At 59.0% G+C, this 14,335-nt stretch carries 11 protein-coding genes; 3 read left to right on the forward strand and 8 right to left on the reverse strand.

Annotated elements, in window-relative coordinates; all coding sequences use genetic code 11:
• Positions 1 to 74: 74 nt before the first annotated feature.
• The 8 genes from USF70_RS07175 to USF70_RS07210 all read right to left on the reverse strand — a co-directional run bounded on the left by USF70_RS07175 (position 75) and on the right by USF70_RS07210 (position 11,061).
• Complete coding sequence (locus tag USF70_RS07175) at positions 75 to 1,625, reverse strand: methyl-accepting chemotaxis protein (RefSeq protein ID WP_064672574.1); 1,551 nt, start codon at positions 1,623 to 1,625, stop codon at positions 75 to 77.
• 89 nt (positions 1,626 to 1,714) lie between these two features.
• A complete protein-coding gene (locus tag USF70_RS07180) occupies positions 1,715 to 2,731 on the reverse strand; it encodes a LacI family DNA-binding transcriptional regulator (protein WP_029741322.1) in 1,017 nt (338 codons plus the stop codon).
• Positions 2,732 to 2,759: 28 nt separating this feature from the next.
• Entirely contained in the window at positions 2,760 to 4,166 is a 1,407-nt protein-coding gene (locus tag USF70_RS07185; protein WP_033145612.1) for a sucrose-6-phosphate hydrolase, read from the reverse strand.
• Positions 4,166 to 5,536 (reverse strand): sucrose-specific PTS transporter subunit IIBC, encoded by a 1,371-nt coding sequence (locus USF70_RS07190; RefSeq protein WP_320735475.1) that lies wholly within the window; start codon positions 5,534 to 5,536, stop codon positions 4,166 to 4,168. The genes USF70_RS07185 and USF70_RS07190 overlap by 1 nt, the downstream gene beginning before the upstream one ends.
• A 66-nt stretch (positions 5,537 to 5,602) precedes the next feature.
• A complete protein-coding gene (locus tag USF70_RS07195; protein WP_087822624.1) occupies positions 5,603 to 7,120 on the reverse strand; it encodes a carbohydrate porin in 1,518 nt (505 codons plus the stop codon).
• Between the two features lie 173 nt (positions 7,121 to 7,293).
• Positions 7,294 to 8,184 carry an aminoimidazole riboside kinase gene (locus tag USF70_RS07200; RefSeq protein WP_213729691.1) on the reverse strand — a complete coding sequence of 297 codons (891 nt, stop codon included), beginning with the start codon at positions 8,182 to 8,184 and terminating at the stop codon, positions 7,294 to 7,296.
• 88 nt (positions 8,185 to 8,272) lie between these two features.
• Entirely contained in the window at positions 8,273 to 9,484 is a 1,212-nt protein-coding gene (locus tag USF70_RS07205; protein WP_320735476.1) for a diguanylate phosphodiesterase, read from the reverse strand.
• Between the two features lie 95 nt (positions 9,485 to 9,579).
• Positions 9,580 to 11,061 carry an alpha/beta hydrolase gene (locus tag USF70_RS07210; protein ID WP_320735477.1) on the reverse strand — a complete coding sequence of 494 codons (1,482 nt, stop codon included), beginning with the start codon at positions 11,059 to 11,061 and terminating at the stop codon, positions 9,580 to 9,582.
• Positions 11,062 to 11,327: 266 nt separating this feature from the next.
• Here USF70_RS07210 and USF70_RS07215 point away from each other — a divergent pair, with 266 nt between their 5' ends.
• From USF70_RS07215 to USF70_RS07225, 3 genes are read left to right on the forward strand one after another with little or no spacing between them, the layout of a single operon-like run.
• Positions 11,328 to 12,182 carry a MurR/RpiR family transcriptional regulator gene (locus tag USF70_RS07215; protein WP_033145617.1) on the forward strand — a complete coding sequence of 285 codons (855 nt, stop codon included), beginning with the start codon at positions 11,328 to 11,330 and terminating at the stop codon, positions 12,180 to 12,182.
• Positions 12,183 to 12,194: 12 nt separating this feature from the next.
• Positions 12,195 to 12,770, forward strand: a complete 576-nt coding sequence (gene ddpX / locus USF70_RS07220; protein WP_023311885.1) for a D-alanyl-D-alanine dipeptidase — start codon at positions 12,195 to 12,197, stop codon at positions 12,768 to 12,770.
• Between the two features lie 15 nt (positions 12,771 to 12,785).
• The gene (locus USF70_RS07225; protein ID WP_320735478.1) at positions 12,786 to 14,318 is read left to right on the forward strand and encodes an ABC transporter substrate-binding protein; all 1,533 of its coding nucleotides are present in this window, start codon (positions 12,786 to 12,788) and stop codon (positions 14,316 to 14,318) included.
• Positions 14,319 to 14,335 lie beyond the last annotated feature (17 nt).

Below are 14,335 nucleotides of genomic sequence, written 5' to 3' on the forward strand. Positions count from 1 at the left end.
AGAGACGTCCTGAATTATACAGAAACGGTTACACCAGATACAAAAAGGCTCCCGTAGGAGCCCCCCTCATACAATCAAGCCTGCACCGGCAAACTAAAACTCGAAATACTCCGCGAAAGCTGCTGCGCCTGCTCTTCCAGGGATGCCGCTGCCGCAGCGGACTGCTGCACCAGCGCGGCGTTCTGCTGGGTCACGCCATCCATCTCGGTCACCGCCTGGCCGACCTGGCTGATCCCGCGGCTCTGCTCTTCGGAAGCGACGGAGATCTGCTCCATCAGCGTATTCACTTTATTCACCGATGAAATAATCGAGTCAATCACCTCACCCGAGCGGCTGACCAGCTCCGCGCCGTTTTTCACGCTCGAGACCGACTGCGCAATCAGGCTCTCGATGTCCTTAGCCGCCACCGCGCTTTTCTGCGCCAGGGTGCGCACTTCGCTGGCCACGACCGCAAAGCCACGGCCCTGCGTTCCGGCGCGCGCCGCTTCAACCGCCGCGTTCAGCGCCAGAATATTGGTCTGGAAGGCGATGCTGTTAATCACGCTGGTAATGTCTTCGATGCGCTTCGAGTTCGCCGCGATGGTGTTCATCGTGTCGATCACTTCGCGGGTTACCGCTTCACCTGTGTGGGCATTTTTCACCGCGTCCTGCACCAGTTTCCCGGCCTGATAAACGTTGTCGGTATTGTTCGCCACCGTCGCGCTCAGCTCTTCCATGCTCGCTGCCGTCTGGGTCAACGCGGAAGCCTGCTGCTCGGTACGTGACGCCAGGTCGATATTTCCGGAGGCAATCTCCTGCGCCGCGTGCGTTACGGTATGGCTCGCGTCGCGCACCTGGGCGATGGTCGCCAGCAGCGCCTGACGCATCTGCTCCATTGAGCTCATAAGATGATCGATTTCGTTATGTGCGCTCCCCTTGACCGGTACCGGAACGTCCAGCTTGCCTGCCGCAATCTGGCTGCAGTGCTCGCGCGCCAGGTTGACCGGCGCAAAGACAAAGCGCTTCATCAGCAGGCTGACGGCGACAATCACCACCACAAACAGGCTGGCAATAGCGGCAATGATCGCAAGGCCAGAGACGAAGTTACTGCTCGCATTCTCGTTCAGGCTTTTGGCATATTTCTGGTGGACGGAAAGGACCTGGTCGAGAACGATCTCGTACTGGCGGTCGAGGCGGGATACTTCCGGGATCAGCGCGTTAAATTTGGCGACATCGTGCGCCTCGGCGGCATCGATCAGCGGCGCCAGCCCCTGGTTGCGGTAGTTTTGCCAGGCGTCCTGATAGGCAGTCACCAGCGGCGCTTCATCCGTCAGACGCGGCGAAGCCATAAAGGCCGCAAAGGCGTGGTCCGCTTTGGTCAGCGCCTCCTTCACGGCGGTTAACTTTGCAGCCCCGTCTGCCGAGTTGCCCGCTTCCACCATCTTCACATACTCCATCACCCGCACGCGCAGCGTACGGCTATGGTTGATGGGGTCAATAATGGACAGCACAACCTGGATCTCTTTGTTGACGTTATCCAGGGAATTATTACTTTTAATGATGAGGCCAACGCTGGTCACAGTGCTGACAACAAAGAAGAAAAGCAGCGAGAACAGGACGATCAGGGACGACTTTTTCAACGACATAAACCAATACCTCAAGGAGAATTATTCCTTATGGTTATCGGCCATTCCAAAACTTAAATTAATTAAAGTTATTGAAGTATCGAACCGGGCTATTTCGCTGGCTTATAGCGTCGCTGCAGGGTGGCATTGAGCTTGCGCTGCAACGGCTGCGGCGTCTCCCCTTCGATCAATTTGCTAATCAAATCAAAGCAATGCCACGCCAGCTGGCGGTTATCCTGACGAATGGTATCCACCGGGATCGTCAGCGAATCGTAGAGATAATGATCGTCAAAACTGGCTAACCTGATATCACTTTGCAACAGGTTGTGCTGGCCCATATAGCGCAGCACCCCTTCCAGCAGCCCGCAGGCGGCGGCGAACAGCGCTTTCGGCGGACGCCCCAGACGGGCGCAGAGTTCAGCAAACATCTCGTAACCGGAGCTCGGGTGATAGTTGCCGTGAATGATCCACTCGGGGCGCAGCTCCACGCCCGCCTCTCGCAGACCTTGCTTAAACCCTTCCAGGCGGTCGCGCGTCGGAGAAAGGCGCGGCTGGCCGCCGAGGAAGTAGAATTCATCAGGATGCTGGCGCGCAATGTCGGCCACCAGTTCCGCCGTCGGGGTAATGGAGTCGGTGATCACCAGCGGCAGCGCGCTGTCGTTGATGTGGCGGTCAAACAGGACAACGGGCAGCTGTTCGCTCAGCTTGTGGTAGTCCGCATCGTTAAGCATGCTGGAGGCCACAATCAGCCCGTCAACCTGACGCGCCACCATGTTGTTCACCACCACCGTCTCCTGCCCCGGGTTTTCATCGCTGCAGGAGATCAGCAGCTGAACGCCCGCCTCGCGGCACAGCGTCTCCAGCTCGTGAGAAAACACGGCAAAACCGTAGTTGGTGATCTCCGGGACCACCAGACCAACGGTGTGGCTGCGGTTATCGCGCAGCGACCGGGCGTGAATGCTGGGCTGATAGTGGTGCTCTTTTGCAATCGCCAGCACGCGCTCGCGCGTCTCTTCCGCCACGCGAAGCTCTTTGCTGCGCCCGTTGAGGACCAGGCTGGCGGTGGCTTTTGACACGCCCGCCAGCTCCGCGATGTCTTTAATGGTGACGCGTTTTGTTTTTCTCACAACGACTTAGATCCGGCTGCCAAAACCCTCATTCTATCATGCAGGCGCGCAGCGACCAGTAGCGTAATGTGATATCGGACGCACCTTCGAATCGCACCCGGGCCGGATGGTCAGGAAAATAGCGGCTGCTCATCACCCCTTCACCGTGATTGATGAAGATTTCAACGCTGGAGCGGTCGCAGAGAACGCGTAAATGAGTGACGTCGCCCTGCCAGTAGCGGGTCAGCGTTTCACCGGTTTTCAGGCTCGCGCGTTCAAGACGTATGCCCTGCTCATCGACCGTAAGACGCAGCGCGCCGCCAAAATCGACATTCACCTGCGATGCGCCCAGCTCAAAGTCCAGGCGCGTCGCGTCCAGGTCCGGCGCCTCGCTGGCGCGCCCCTGCCAGCGCTGCTCATCTTCACGCAGCGCCGCCAGCTCGCGCGCCGGGGTCTGCCAGAGCCTGCCGTCGCGATAGCGTAATTCGCGCGGGCAGGTCATCTGATGCATCCAGCCGTGCGCCCGGGTTGGCTGAAGCATCTCTTCCCCGTCCGGTACGCCCATCCAGCCGATCAGAATGCGTCGGCCGTCTTCCGCCAGCGTCGTTTGCGGAGCGTAAAACTCAAAGCCCGCGTCCAGCTCGCGCAGGTCGCCGTGATCGAACGCGGCGTTTGCATAGTCAAACGCCCCGCTCATCCAGGTCGCCGGATAGGTGTTGAGATAGCGATGCGGCTCGCGCGCCAGCCCCTGCGGACAGCTGATTAAGATGTGCGTTCCGTCGAGGGCAAACAGGTCCGGACACTCCCACATATACCCCGCATCCGTCAGGCCGTTAACCCCGTGACCGGCGATTTCCCCGCAGGACGCCCAGGCGTGCAAATCGGCTGACTTAAACAGCAGCACCTTGCCGCGCTTTTGCAGATCCTGCGCGCCGAGCACCATGTACCACATCCCGTCGTGCTGCCACACCTTCGGGTCGCGCACGTGGCCGGTATAGCCTTCCGGCAGCGCCAGCACCGGCCCCAGCTTCGTAAAGGTCCCGTCCGGCTGTTCCACTGCGAGGCACTGCCAGGCGGTGCGGCTGCCGTCATCGAACTTGACGTTGCCGGTATAGCACAGGGTTAAAACGCCATCGTTATCCACGGCGCTACCGGAGTAGCAGCCGTTGCGGTCATACTCTTCATCCGGCATCAGCGCCAGCGGCTCATGCTGCCAGTGCACCAGGTCCGCAGAGCTCCAGTGCCCCCAGCATTTAAACCGATGCTCGCAGTCCAGCGGGTTCCACTGATAGAACAGGTGGTAGCGGCCGGCAAACCAGATAAACCCGTTGGGATCGTTCATCAGCCCCGTCACCGGCGCGGGGTGCCACTGCGGATAGTGGCTATCCGCCAGCGCCCGCGGCTGACCTTTCATAACGGCCTGCAGGATCGCAGGCCAGCGGGAAGGTAACGTCATTATTCAGAGTCCGTTTTATATTTCAGCAGCAGTGAGACGGTAAACGCCACGCCGAAGGCAATCACCATACCGATAATATAGTTGAGCAGCGAGCTGGCCTGCACGATGGCCATGCCCGGAATAGCGGTCAAACCAACGGCGGTCATGTACACATGGACTGAGACCACCCAGGCCCCGCCCACAGCGCCGCCAATCAGCGCGGCGATAAACGGCTTAACAAAGCGCAGGTTGATACCAAAAATGGCCGCTTCGGTGATGCCCAGCATCGCAGAGAACGCCGACGGCAAGGTAATGGCTTTGATTTTGGCATCTTTGGTTTTGAACCACACCGCCAGACAGGCGCCGCCCTGCGCCACGTTCGCCATGGCCCAGATCGGCAGCAGGAAGTTCACGCCAATCGACGGGTTGCCCAGCAGCCCGGCTTCGATCGCGTGGAAGCTGTGGTGAATACCGGTGATCACAATCACCGAGTAAAGCCCGCCGAACAGCAGCCCGGCCAGCCAGCCCGCGTGTTCAATTAGCGTGCTCAGGATAAAGGAGATGCCGTCGCCCAGCGCGCGCCCCGCCGGGCCGATAATCAGCAAGGCGATAAAGCCGGAGATAACGACGGTGAGGAACGGCGTCAGGATCAGGTCTAACGCGTGCGGGATCGCGCGGCGCAGGTTTTTCTCCACGATGCTCATAAACCAGACCGCCAGCAGCACCGGGAACACCGTGCCCTGATAGCCAATCATCGCAATCTCAAGGCCGAAGAAGTTCATGGTATGGAAGCCGGAGGCCACGCCCCAGGCGTTGGTCAGCGCCGGGTGCGTCAGAATGCCGCCCAGCGTCGCGCCGAGATACGGGTTACCGCCAAATTCCCGCGCGGCGGTAAAGCCGATCAGAATAGGCAGAATGATAAACGCCGCGGAGCTGCACATGTCCAGCATGATGTAGATGGCGTTATCCGCATTGACCCAGCCGTAGGTTTTCACCATACCGAGCAGGCCCATCAGCAGGCCGGATGCCACAATCGCGGGAATGATCGGCACAAAGATGTTGGAGAGCAGACGGGCAATGCGCTGGAACGGGTTCAGCTTGCGCGCCGCCAGATCCGCGGCCTCAGATTTACTGGATTCGCTAATCCCCGCGCCCTGAATAAACGCGGCGTAAACCTTGTTGACCACGCCCGTGCCAAAAATCACCTGCATCTGTCCGGCGTTACGAAAACAGCCTTTTACGCCGTCGACCTTGCCGATCGCCTGCTGATCGGCAAGCGCGTCATCAACCAGCACCAGACGAAGACGCGTTGCGCAGTGCGCCGCGCTGGCGATATTTTCCTTGCCACCGAGCAGCGGAATAAGCTCGCGGGCGATTTGATTAAAATCCATAGATACCTCTGCCTGACTTCTTTTTATGATGTGCGAAACGCTCCCGCCGGGCGGGAGCGTGATGGGTTAAAACCAGGTTTCCATCTGGACCCCAAAGTTCCATTCCCCGCCGGCGTTGAAGCCGCTGCTGCCAAAGGCATCATCGCTGGCGTAATGATCCAGTTTGCTGCTCCAGTCCATCCAGGTGGCAAACAGGCGCAGCTCCGGACGGCTGAAGAAATCGCCGATTTTGCTCGCTTTTAACGTCGGCGCAAAGGTCAGCTTGTAGAAACTGCCGTTGACGGCGTTGCGGTCCTTATAGCCTTCCGGATTTAAATCCATGTACTGATAGCTTCCCTCAAACGCCAGGGCGAAGTTCTGCGTCACTTCTTTAATCAGGCGGGTGTTAAGCGTCACCCACTCATAGCTATCGCCCTTGACGTAGCGATCTTTACTGCTCTGCGCCAGTACGGCGGGCGCAACGCTCCAGCCGCCGCCGACTGGCGTGACACCGTAACTTGCGAAGCGCCAGGTATCCGCCTCAGACAGCAGCGCGCCGTCGGAACCGATGCTTTTTACTTCCGCACCCAGCCCGTGACCGTACAGCAGCGCCGTTTTGGCTGTCCCTTCCCGCAGGCCGTAGAAGCTCTCGTTGTGCAACCCGACCAGCGCATGAACGCCTGTATTGGCGGCGTCGGTTTTGATGAGATCGCCGTTGGTGTCTTTACGGTCGTCGTTATCCTTCGCCCGCAGGCCGCTCACCATCAGCTGGAACGGTCCGGCGAAGTGGTTCATGCTGAGAATATAGTTCTGAACGTTATTGTCGGTCTGCTCCACGCTGCCGAAGTTGCGGCCGTAGATGGAGAAGTTGCTGCGCAGCGACTCGTTCCATTTCACGTCGTAGACGCCGCCGCCGGTACCGGCCAGGAACACCACGTCGGAGTCCAGCCAGTGAATATCAAAGTTGTCGCGGTCGAAGCGTTTACCCGCCCAGAAGGTGCTGCCCTTCAGCGCGCCGGTAAAATCAGGCAGGTTGCCCAGCTCCGCGAAGGCCTGGCGAATATTAAGATCGCTGGTATCGGCTGACCAGTCGTTATAGGTTCGCTGACCGTCGGCCAGCATCGCTTTAAAGCGCGTAGTCGCCCCGTTATCCAGAGTTTGCTTGTGCTCCAGGTTCAGCTCGACGTAGGTGTCGGCTTCGTTACCCAGACGCCCTACCGCGCCGCCGGTTTCTCCGGCCGGGGTCAGATAAGGACCGCTTTTGCTGCTGGAGGCCGCATCGTTCATCAGAAGGCCCGAACGGGCGTAGCCGTGGAACTCAAATCCGCTGCTTTGATCCGCCTTCTTCTCCAGCGCGGTGGTGCGCTGCGCCACCGCCTGGGCTGTCGTTTGCGTCTGCTGCTGGGCGGCCACCAGCTGCTGCGTTTTTTGTTCCGCATCCGTGGCGCGTTTCTCAGCCACCTGCGCACGCGTTTCCGCAGCCTGGAGGCGCTGCTCCATCGCGGAAAGACGCGCTTCGATACTTGTCATATCCGTCTGGGCAAAAACAGAGGTACTTCCGGCCAGCATGCCTATCATCACGGCAAGTCTGCGTTTTTTATACATTTTGTCGCATCCCTAAAAGAAGTCATTAAACGTGCTAAATTGCTAAACCGGTTTAGGTTGCTGATACTAAACCTCTGAATTTTGGATCGGCAATCTTTTTTGCTAAACCGTTCTAGTAAGTGTGATCGAGGCGACAATTCAGGCCGCCGGATGGCGGCCAGTGAAGGAAGGAATTACAGATCGTGCTGCCACGGCAAGGCGGTCATTGCCCCTTTGGCCGTGGTGGCTAATGCGCCGCAGCGCTGGGCTAAGGCGATGACCGGCGTCAGATCCTGCCCGGCGGCCAGCCCGTAGAGCAGCCCCGCCACAAAGGCATCGCCCGCGCCGGTGGTATCGACACACTCGACGGGCGTTGCCGGATAGTGCTTCACGGCGCCGTCATGCCAGGCAATCACCCCCTCTTTTCCCTGGGTAACCAGCACCAGACGCGCCGGACAGCGCGCCATCAGCGCGTCCAGGCCGACGTTTACCTCGACATTTCCGGTTAAAAACGCCAGCTCTTCGACGGAGAGTTTCACCACGTCGGCGCTCTGCAGGGCCTGTTCCAGGCAGCGGCGCAGCGCGTTCTCATCCGGCCAGAGATCCGGGCGAATATTGGGGTCGAAGCTGACGTAACCGCCCGCCTCGCGAATGGCGGCCATCGCCTCAAACGTCGCAGAACGGCTCGGCTCTGCGCTTAATGCGATGGAACAGACGTGTAGCCATTCCCCCGCGCTGAACGTCGGCAGATCGGCGGATTCGAGAAACAGATCGGCGCTCGGGCGCACCATAAAGGTAAACGAGCGTTCGCCCTGGTCATCCAGATCGACCACCACCGTTGAGGTGCGGTGCGCCGGGTCAAGGCGCATAGACTTCACGTCGACCTTTTCGTCAGCGAGAGTTTTCGCCATAAAGCGCCCGAAGGGATCGTCGCCAACCCTGCCGATAAAGGCGCTCTGGCCGCCCAGCCGGGCAATACCGACCGCAACGTTTGCCGGTGCGCCGCCGGGACACTGCAGCAATCTGCCTTCTCCATCGGGCAGCAAATCCACCACCGCATCGCCAAGTACCCAGATTTTTTTCATGTGATCCTCGTAGCTAAACTATGTTAAACCGTTTTAGCTATTTAAGCACAGGCAGGACGAAGGGGAAATAACGCGGGAGGAAAATTGGCTAACGCACCAGATGCGGCCAGTGAATATCACCGACGCCATTAAGCTGCGGGCGGGCAAACAGAAAGCCCTGGAAACGCCGGATCCCGGCAGACTCGAGCCAGCACCACTCCTCTATCTTCTCGATCCCTTCGGCCACCAGGGTAATTTCGAGATCGGAGCAACAGCTGACGATGGAGCGCACAATCGCCTGCTTCGGGCCGCTGAGGTGGATATCGCTAACTATCTCCCGGTCGATCTTAATTTTGTCCGGCTGGAAGCGGGTCAGCAGCGAAAGACCAGCATAGCCGGAACCGAAATCATCGATCGCCAGGCCAATCCCCTCACCGCGAAGTTGCTTGATGGCGCTATTGAACTGGTTGAAGCCGGAGATCATCTCGTTTTCCGTCACTTCAATGACTACCTGCTCCGGCTGCAGCCCATGTTTTTTTATCTCGCTGACCAGAAATTCCACGGCGTTGGGGACATTCACCAGCGACATCGGCAGCAGGTTTACCGCAATCTTATGGCTGCCAATGCCCAGCTTTTCCGCGAGAGCAAAGGCATACGCTTTCGTCTGGAGATCGACTTCGTAGATTTTGTCCGGGTCGAGGGCGCTGAAGAAATGCTCCGGGCTGCCGCCTTCGTTGCCGCGAATAAGGGCTTCAAGCGAACTGATCTTCCCTTCCGAGGGCTCAACAATGGGCTGGAGCGCAAACTGACAGGTTTGGTTGGCCATCAGCCCCAGATGTTCGCCAAAGGGCAACACCTCGGGTGAAAGCGTCCATTTTTCAGGTACGTAGCGTGCACCCGACAGGGCCGGACGTTTACCCGTGATAAACGTCTGGATAAATTTGAACACCCGGTCATCGGATGTGAGATAGCTGTCCAGCTTGCTGTAATTCAGAACCGACTGCAGCACCTCTTTCGGTGACTGCGTCTGCAGATCGAACAGCAGCATACCGACGTTTTCAAAGCGCCTGCGCGGGCCATAGTCCCGCATCAGCTCTACCACTCCACTGTGCCGCTTGTCGTCACGGATTTTATGGAACAGCTTAAGCACGCTCTCTTCCGACCCTTCGAGTATTTGCAGCACGTCACTGCCTTTTGCAAGCAGAACCCCGGTGATATTCAGACTGGCATTGCGGAACCGGGCGCGCTCCACCAGCTCCCTCAGCGCGGAGGACTGACAGGATAAATTCAACTGGCTTCGGTAGATCAGAGTCGTCAGCACAAAAATGGGTTCCGATGAGAAAGAGAGGTGCCTTGAAGCTACTATTTAACATACTTAATCAATGCGACCTAACATATTCACACCGCAGGGGAACGTTACTTTTCCCCGCTGCCAATTCGGCTGTCTATCCGCCCCTGCATATAGTCGTAAAACGGGTTCGAGGTGACCCGCATCAGCGCCTCTTTTCCGACACTCAACACGGACGTTTCGCCCCAGAGCGCAATCGTCCCCAGGCTGATGCCGTAGCGGTTTTTCACCCGAGGCTCACGACCATAGAGATCGTCATCCGGCGGGAACGGCACCGCTACGTGCGACAGGGAATAGACATCCTGCGGCCAGGACTGCGCAAGCGGCACGACCGTCTCCCGGGTGCTGCCTGCCGGAGTGATTTTCGCCACCGTCGAGAAGCTGTGCTCGCTGGCATTGGTAATAATTGTGACACCGTAACGCCTCTGCGCAACCGGCAGCAGCGCCGAGGTTGCCGTCCACGACGACGGTTTGAACAGCGGACGGAAGCTGGCTGCCTGATTGATGTCAAACACCACCAGCTCGCTGCCGTTTGCCGGAAGCTGGTCAAACAGGCCGGTCACCACCGCGCGGGTGCTGACCGTGGAATCCATGACCGACTGGAACGCCAGGATCGGCGGCAAATTCGCCAGCCTGTTCTCCCGCGCCTCGCGGCCGATTTGCTCCTGCAGGGCCTTCGTCAAAAGCCATGACTGGCGGGCGGCGTTCACCGGAAACGAGTTATATTTGTACGGGTTATATTCCGGAGAGATATTCAGCCACGCCGCTTTGGCAAACGCCGGCAGCAGCGCCGGTAACCCGGCGAAACCGGCAAAGCGCGCAAAGGCCGTCACGCCGATCATCGGTGAGAGCAGTATCACCTGCTGCGGTTTACGCAGCGCAGGCGCGTCCAGCGCATCGAGGGCGTATTTCATCGCCAGCGCCCCGCCGTTGGAGTAGCCCACCAGATGCAGAGGCGCAGCCTCGCCCGCCAGACGCGTGGCTTCCCGCACCGCAAGACGCGTCGCCGCGAGCCACATCTCCCAGTCGACGTCCGTCAGCGCGCCGGGCGCGGTACCGTGCCCGGGCAGACGCGGGACCACGGCCACAAAGCCGTGCTGTTGATAGTTCACGGCAAGCCGCCGGACGCTGTAAGGCGAGTCCGTCAGACCGTGCAGCAGCACTACCGCGCCGCGCGGCTTTCCGGCAGGCATCAGCACAAAGGAGCGGTTGGCATCGGGCGTAAACTGTCCCGGCCATACCAGGCTCTGGCGATAATAGCGGTTTAACGGCGTGCGTTCCTCGCCCTCTGTTTTCGCCGTCACCGCATTATCAAGATCGGCGAAAATGGCGTTTTCCCGGGCGATATACCGGGCAAAATCGGCGTTATCCATCTCGCGTACGGACATCTCATCGGCCCGCCAGGTATGCCACAGGTGCAGTTCCGGTCCCTGCTGCGAGAGATACACCCGCACCGCCAGCAGGACGATCAGTACGATCCCGACGACCATCCCTATTTTCTTTGCAAGCGCCATCAGGCGCACGCTGACTCGCCAGGGCAGATTTACCATGCCGGGATCCCTTTTATATTCACAGTACATCTATCTTATCAAAAATGTGAACGGAATGACGTATTCACCAAATTCATACCTGCCGCGTCAGACAGTGCACCAAAAGTGAACTACGCTGCACAAATGTTGATCATTGGTTAACTAAATATTGCATGAAGTTTACTGCACAGCGGGTTTCACCCACCCCGTGAACATGGCACGCGTCATGCATTGTTAACCAGGTAACAAAAATTCGGCCTTTGACAGCCTGTTAACAGCGAGGCGGTATGACGACGAAACCTGAGATGTTGAGCCGTATCGAAGCGACGTTCAGCCAGCTCACGCCCAGCGAAAAGCGGGTCGGAAGCTGGCTGCTGGCGCACGCCGCGCAAATCCCGTTTGAAACGGCGGAGAGCATCGGTCAGGCCAGCGGGACCAGCGGAATTACCGTCGGACGCTTCCTGCGCAAGCTGGGGTATCGCAACCTGGAAGATGCCAAAAAGAGCCTGCGCGATCCGTATCAGCCCTGGGGCATGAACGAGAGGCTGGACTCCTGGCAGCAGCAGCGCCCCCTTTCCAGCCGCCTTCAGCACGCCCTGTCGCTGGAAGTGGATGCCATCACGCAGGTGTACCAGCTGGCGCAAACGGACGCCTTTCGTCAGGTGGTGCACAACCTCGCCCACGCCGACGCGGTGTTCGTGCTGGGGATCCAGTCCACGCGCGGGATTGCCAACGCCTTCTTCAGCCACCTCGAGTACCTCCGCCCGCGCGTGAGCTATTCGGAAGGCGCTTCCGGCAGCTGGGTGGAATCTCTTAACTCGGGCTTTTCGCATCCGTACGTCGTGCTGACCGATACGCGCACCTACTCCGCGATGGCCCGCCAGTACTGCCGCGTCGCCAGCGAGAAAGGCATTCCGCTGGCCTTAATCACCGACATCTGGTGCCCGTGGGCGCGGGATTACCCGATGGATTTACTGCAGGTGAAAACCGATACCGGTCACTTCTGGGATTCGCTTGCCCCCGTGAGCTGTCTGTTCAACCTGCTGCTGTCGGGCGTGGTGGAAGCGCTGGGTGAGGCGCTCCCGGCGCGTCTGGCGGTAAACCGGCAATTACAACAAGAGTTTGGTCAATTCGAACGCTAAAGGAGCGGAGCTATGCCCGAAGAGAGTGAACTGATTGATGTGGCGAAGACGTTTCCCACGCTGCATATCGATCTGAAGTACGCCACCGCCGACAATATCACCGGCCGTCCGATCTATCAGGAGGCGCTGTGCCTGCTGCATACCGATGCCGCCACCGCGCTGGCAAAAGCCATCAGCATTGCCTCGCTGGCCGGGCTGAAGCTGGTGGTGTACGACGCCTATCGGCCGCAGCAGGCGCAGGCCCAGCTGTGGGATGCCTGCCCGAATCCGGAATACGTGGTCGACGTGGCGATTGGCTCCAATCACAGCCGCGGTACGGCCATCGACGTCACCCTGATGGATGAACATAACGCCGTGCTGGATATGGGGGCCGGTTTTGACGAAATGCACGACCGCTCGCATCCGTATCACCCCTCCGTGCCGCCGCACGCCCAGCGCAACCGTCTGCTGTTGAACGCCATCATGTTCGGCGGTGGTTTTGTGGGTATCAGCAGCGAATGGTGGCACTTCGAACTGCCGAACGCCGCCAGCTACCCGCTGCTTGACGACCGTTTTGCCTGTTTTCCCCTGACGCACACTTCTCTCTAAACCTGGAGCACTGCCATGAAAACATCGCTTCTCTCGACCCTGATCGCCGCCACGCTGGCCCTGAGCGCACCGCTGGCGCTGGCTGCCGTCCCGAAAGATATGCTGGCGATCGGTAAAGCCGCCGACCCGCAAACGCTCGATCCTGCCATCACCATTGATAACAACGACTGGACCGTCACCTATCCGTCCTACCAGCGTCTGGTCAAGTACAAGCCAGGCTCTACCGAGGTGGAAGGCGATCTGGCGACGGGCTGGAAGGCGTCTGACGACCAGAAAGAGTGGACCTTTACCCTGGCGGATAACGCGAAATTCTCCGACGGCACGCCGGTCACCGCCGAGGCGGTAAAACTCTCCTTTGAGCGCCTGCTGAAGCTCGGCCAGGGGCCGTCTGAAGCCTTCCCGAAAGACCTGAAAATTGATGCCGTCGATGACCATACGGTGAAGTTCACCCTCAGCCAGCCTTTCGCGCCGTTCCTCTACACGCTGGCAAACGACGGGGCGTCCATCATTAACCCGGCGGTGCTGAAGGCCAACGCGGCAGACGATGCTCGCGGTTTTCTGGCGCAAAACACCGCCGGTTCCGGGCCGTTTATGCTGAAAAGCTGGCAGAAAGGCCAGCAGCTGATCCTGGTGCCTAACCCCCACTGGCAGGGTGAAAAGCCGCACTTTAAGCGCGTATCGGTGAAAATTATCGGTGAGAGCGCCTCGCGCCGACTGCAGCTTTCCCGCGGCGATCTGGACATTGCCGACTCCCTGCCGGTCGATCAGCTTGCGGCCCTGAAGCAGGAAGGTAAAGTCGCCGTCGCGGAATACCCGTCCCTGCGCGTGACTTACCTCTATCTCAACAACAGCAAAGCGCCGCTCAATCAGGTGGATTTACGCCGGGCCATCTCCTGGGCTACGGATTACCAGGGGATGGTGAAAGGTATTCTGAGCGGCAACGGCAAGCAGATGCGCGGCCCGATCCCGGAAGGTATGTGGGGCTTTGACGCCACGGCAATGCAGTACAGCTTTGACGAGGCCAAAGCTAAAGCGGCGCTGGAGAAGGTCAAAGACAAACCCGCCAGCCTGACCTTCCTCTACTCGGACAACGATCCGAACTGGGAGCCTATCGCCCTCTCCACTCAGGCCAGCCTCGGCAAGATCGGCATTAGCGTCAAGCTGGAAAAACTGGCCAACGCCACCATGCGCGACCGCGTCGGAAAAGGCGATTACGACATTGCCATCGGCAACTGGAGCCCGGATTTTGCCGACCCGTACATGTTCATGAACTACTGGTTCGAATCGGACAAAAAAGGGCTGCCGGGCAACCGCTCGTTCTATGAGAACAAAGAGGTTGATTCGCTGCTGCAGGCCGCGCTGAAAACCACCGACCAGGCGGAACGCACCAAAGATTACCAGCAGGCGCAAAAGGTGGTTATCGACGAGGCGGCCTACGTTTATCTGTTCCAGAAAAACTACCAGCTGGCGATGAACAAAGAGGTCAAAGGCTTCACCTTTAATCCGATGCTCGAGCAGGTGTTCAACATCGCCACCATGAGCAAATAACGGTTCTCGCCGGGGGA

This window comes from Enterobacter sp. 237C8 (assembly GCF_034106865.1).
GTDB classification, from domain to species: Bacteria; Pseudomonadota; Gammaproteobacteria; order Enterobacterales; family Enterobacteriaceae; genus Enterobacter; species Enterobacter asburiae_B.

What these genes read in the sequence shown, in the direction of transcription:
- USF70_RS07175 (WP_064672574.1), bottom strand. Translation starts at nt 1,625, where the DNA reads ATGTCGTTGAAAAAGTCGTCCCTGATCGTCCTGTTCTCGCTGCTTTTC.
- USF70_RS07185 (WP_033145612.1), bottom strand. Translation starts at nt 4,166, where the DNA reads ATGACGTTACCTTCCCGCTGGCCTGCGATCCTGCAGGCCGTTATGAAA.
- USF70_RS07190 (WP_320735475.1), bottom strand. Translation starts at nt 5,536, where the DNA reads ATGGATTTTAATCAAATCGCCCGCGAGCTTATTCCGCTGCTCGGTGGC.
- USF70_RS07195 (WP_087822624.1), bottom strand. Translation starts at nt 7,120, where the DNA reads ATGTATAAAAAACGCAGACTTGCCGTGATGATAGGCATGCTGGCCGGA.
- USF70_RS07200 (WP_213729691.1), bottom strand. Translation starts at nt 8,184, where the DNA reads ATGAAAAAAATCTGGGTACTTGGCGATGCGGTGGTGGATTTGCTGCCC.
- USF70_RS07210 (WP_320735477.1), bottom strand. Translation starts at nt 11,061, where the DNA reads ATGGTAAATCTGCCCTGGCGAGTCAGCGTGCGCCTGATGGCGCTTGCA.
- USF70_RS07215 (WP_033145617.1), top strand. Translation starts at nt 11,328, where the DNA reads ATGACGACGAAACCTGAGATGTTGAGCCGTATCGAAGCGACGTTCAGC.
- ddpX (WP_023311885.1), top strand. Translation starts at nt 12,195, where the DNA reads ATGCCCGAAGAGAGTGAACTGATTGATGTGGCGAAGACGTTTCCCACG.
- USF70_RS07225 (WP_320735478.1), top strand. Translation starts at nt 12,786, where the DNA reads ATGAAAACATCGCTTCTCTCGACCCTGATCGCCGCCACGCTGGCCCTG.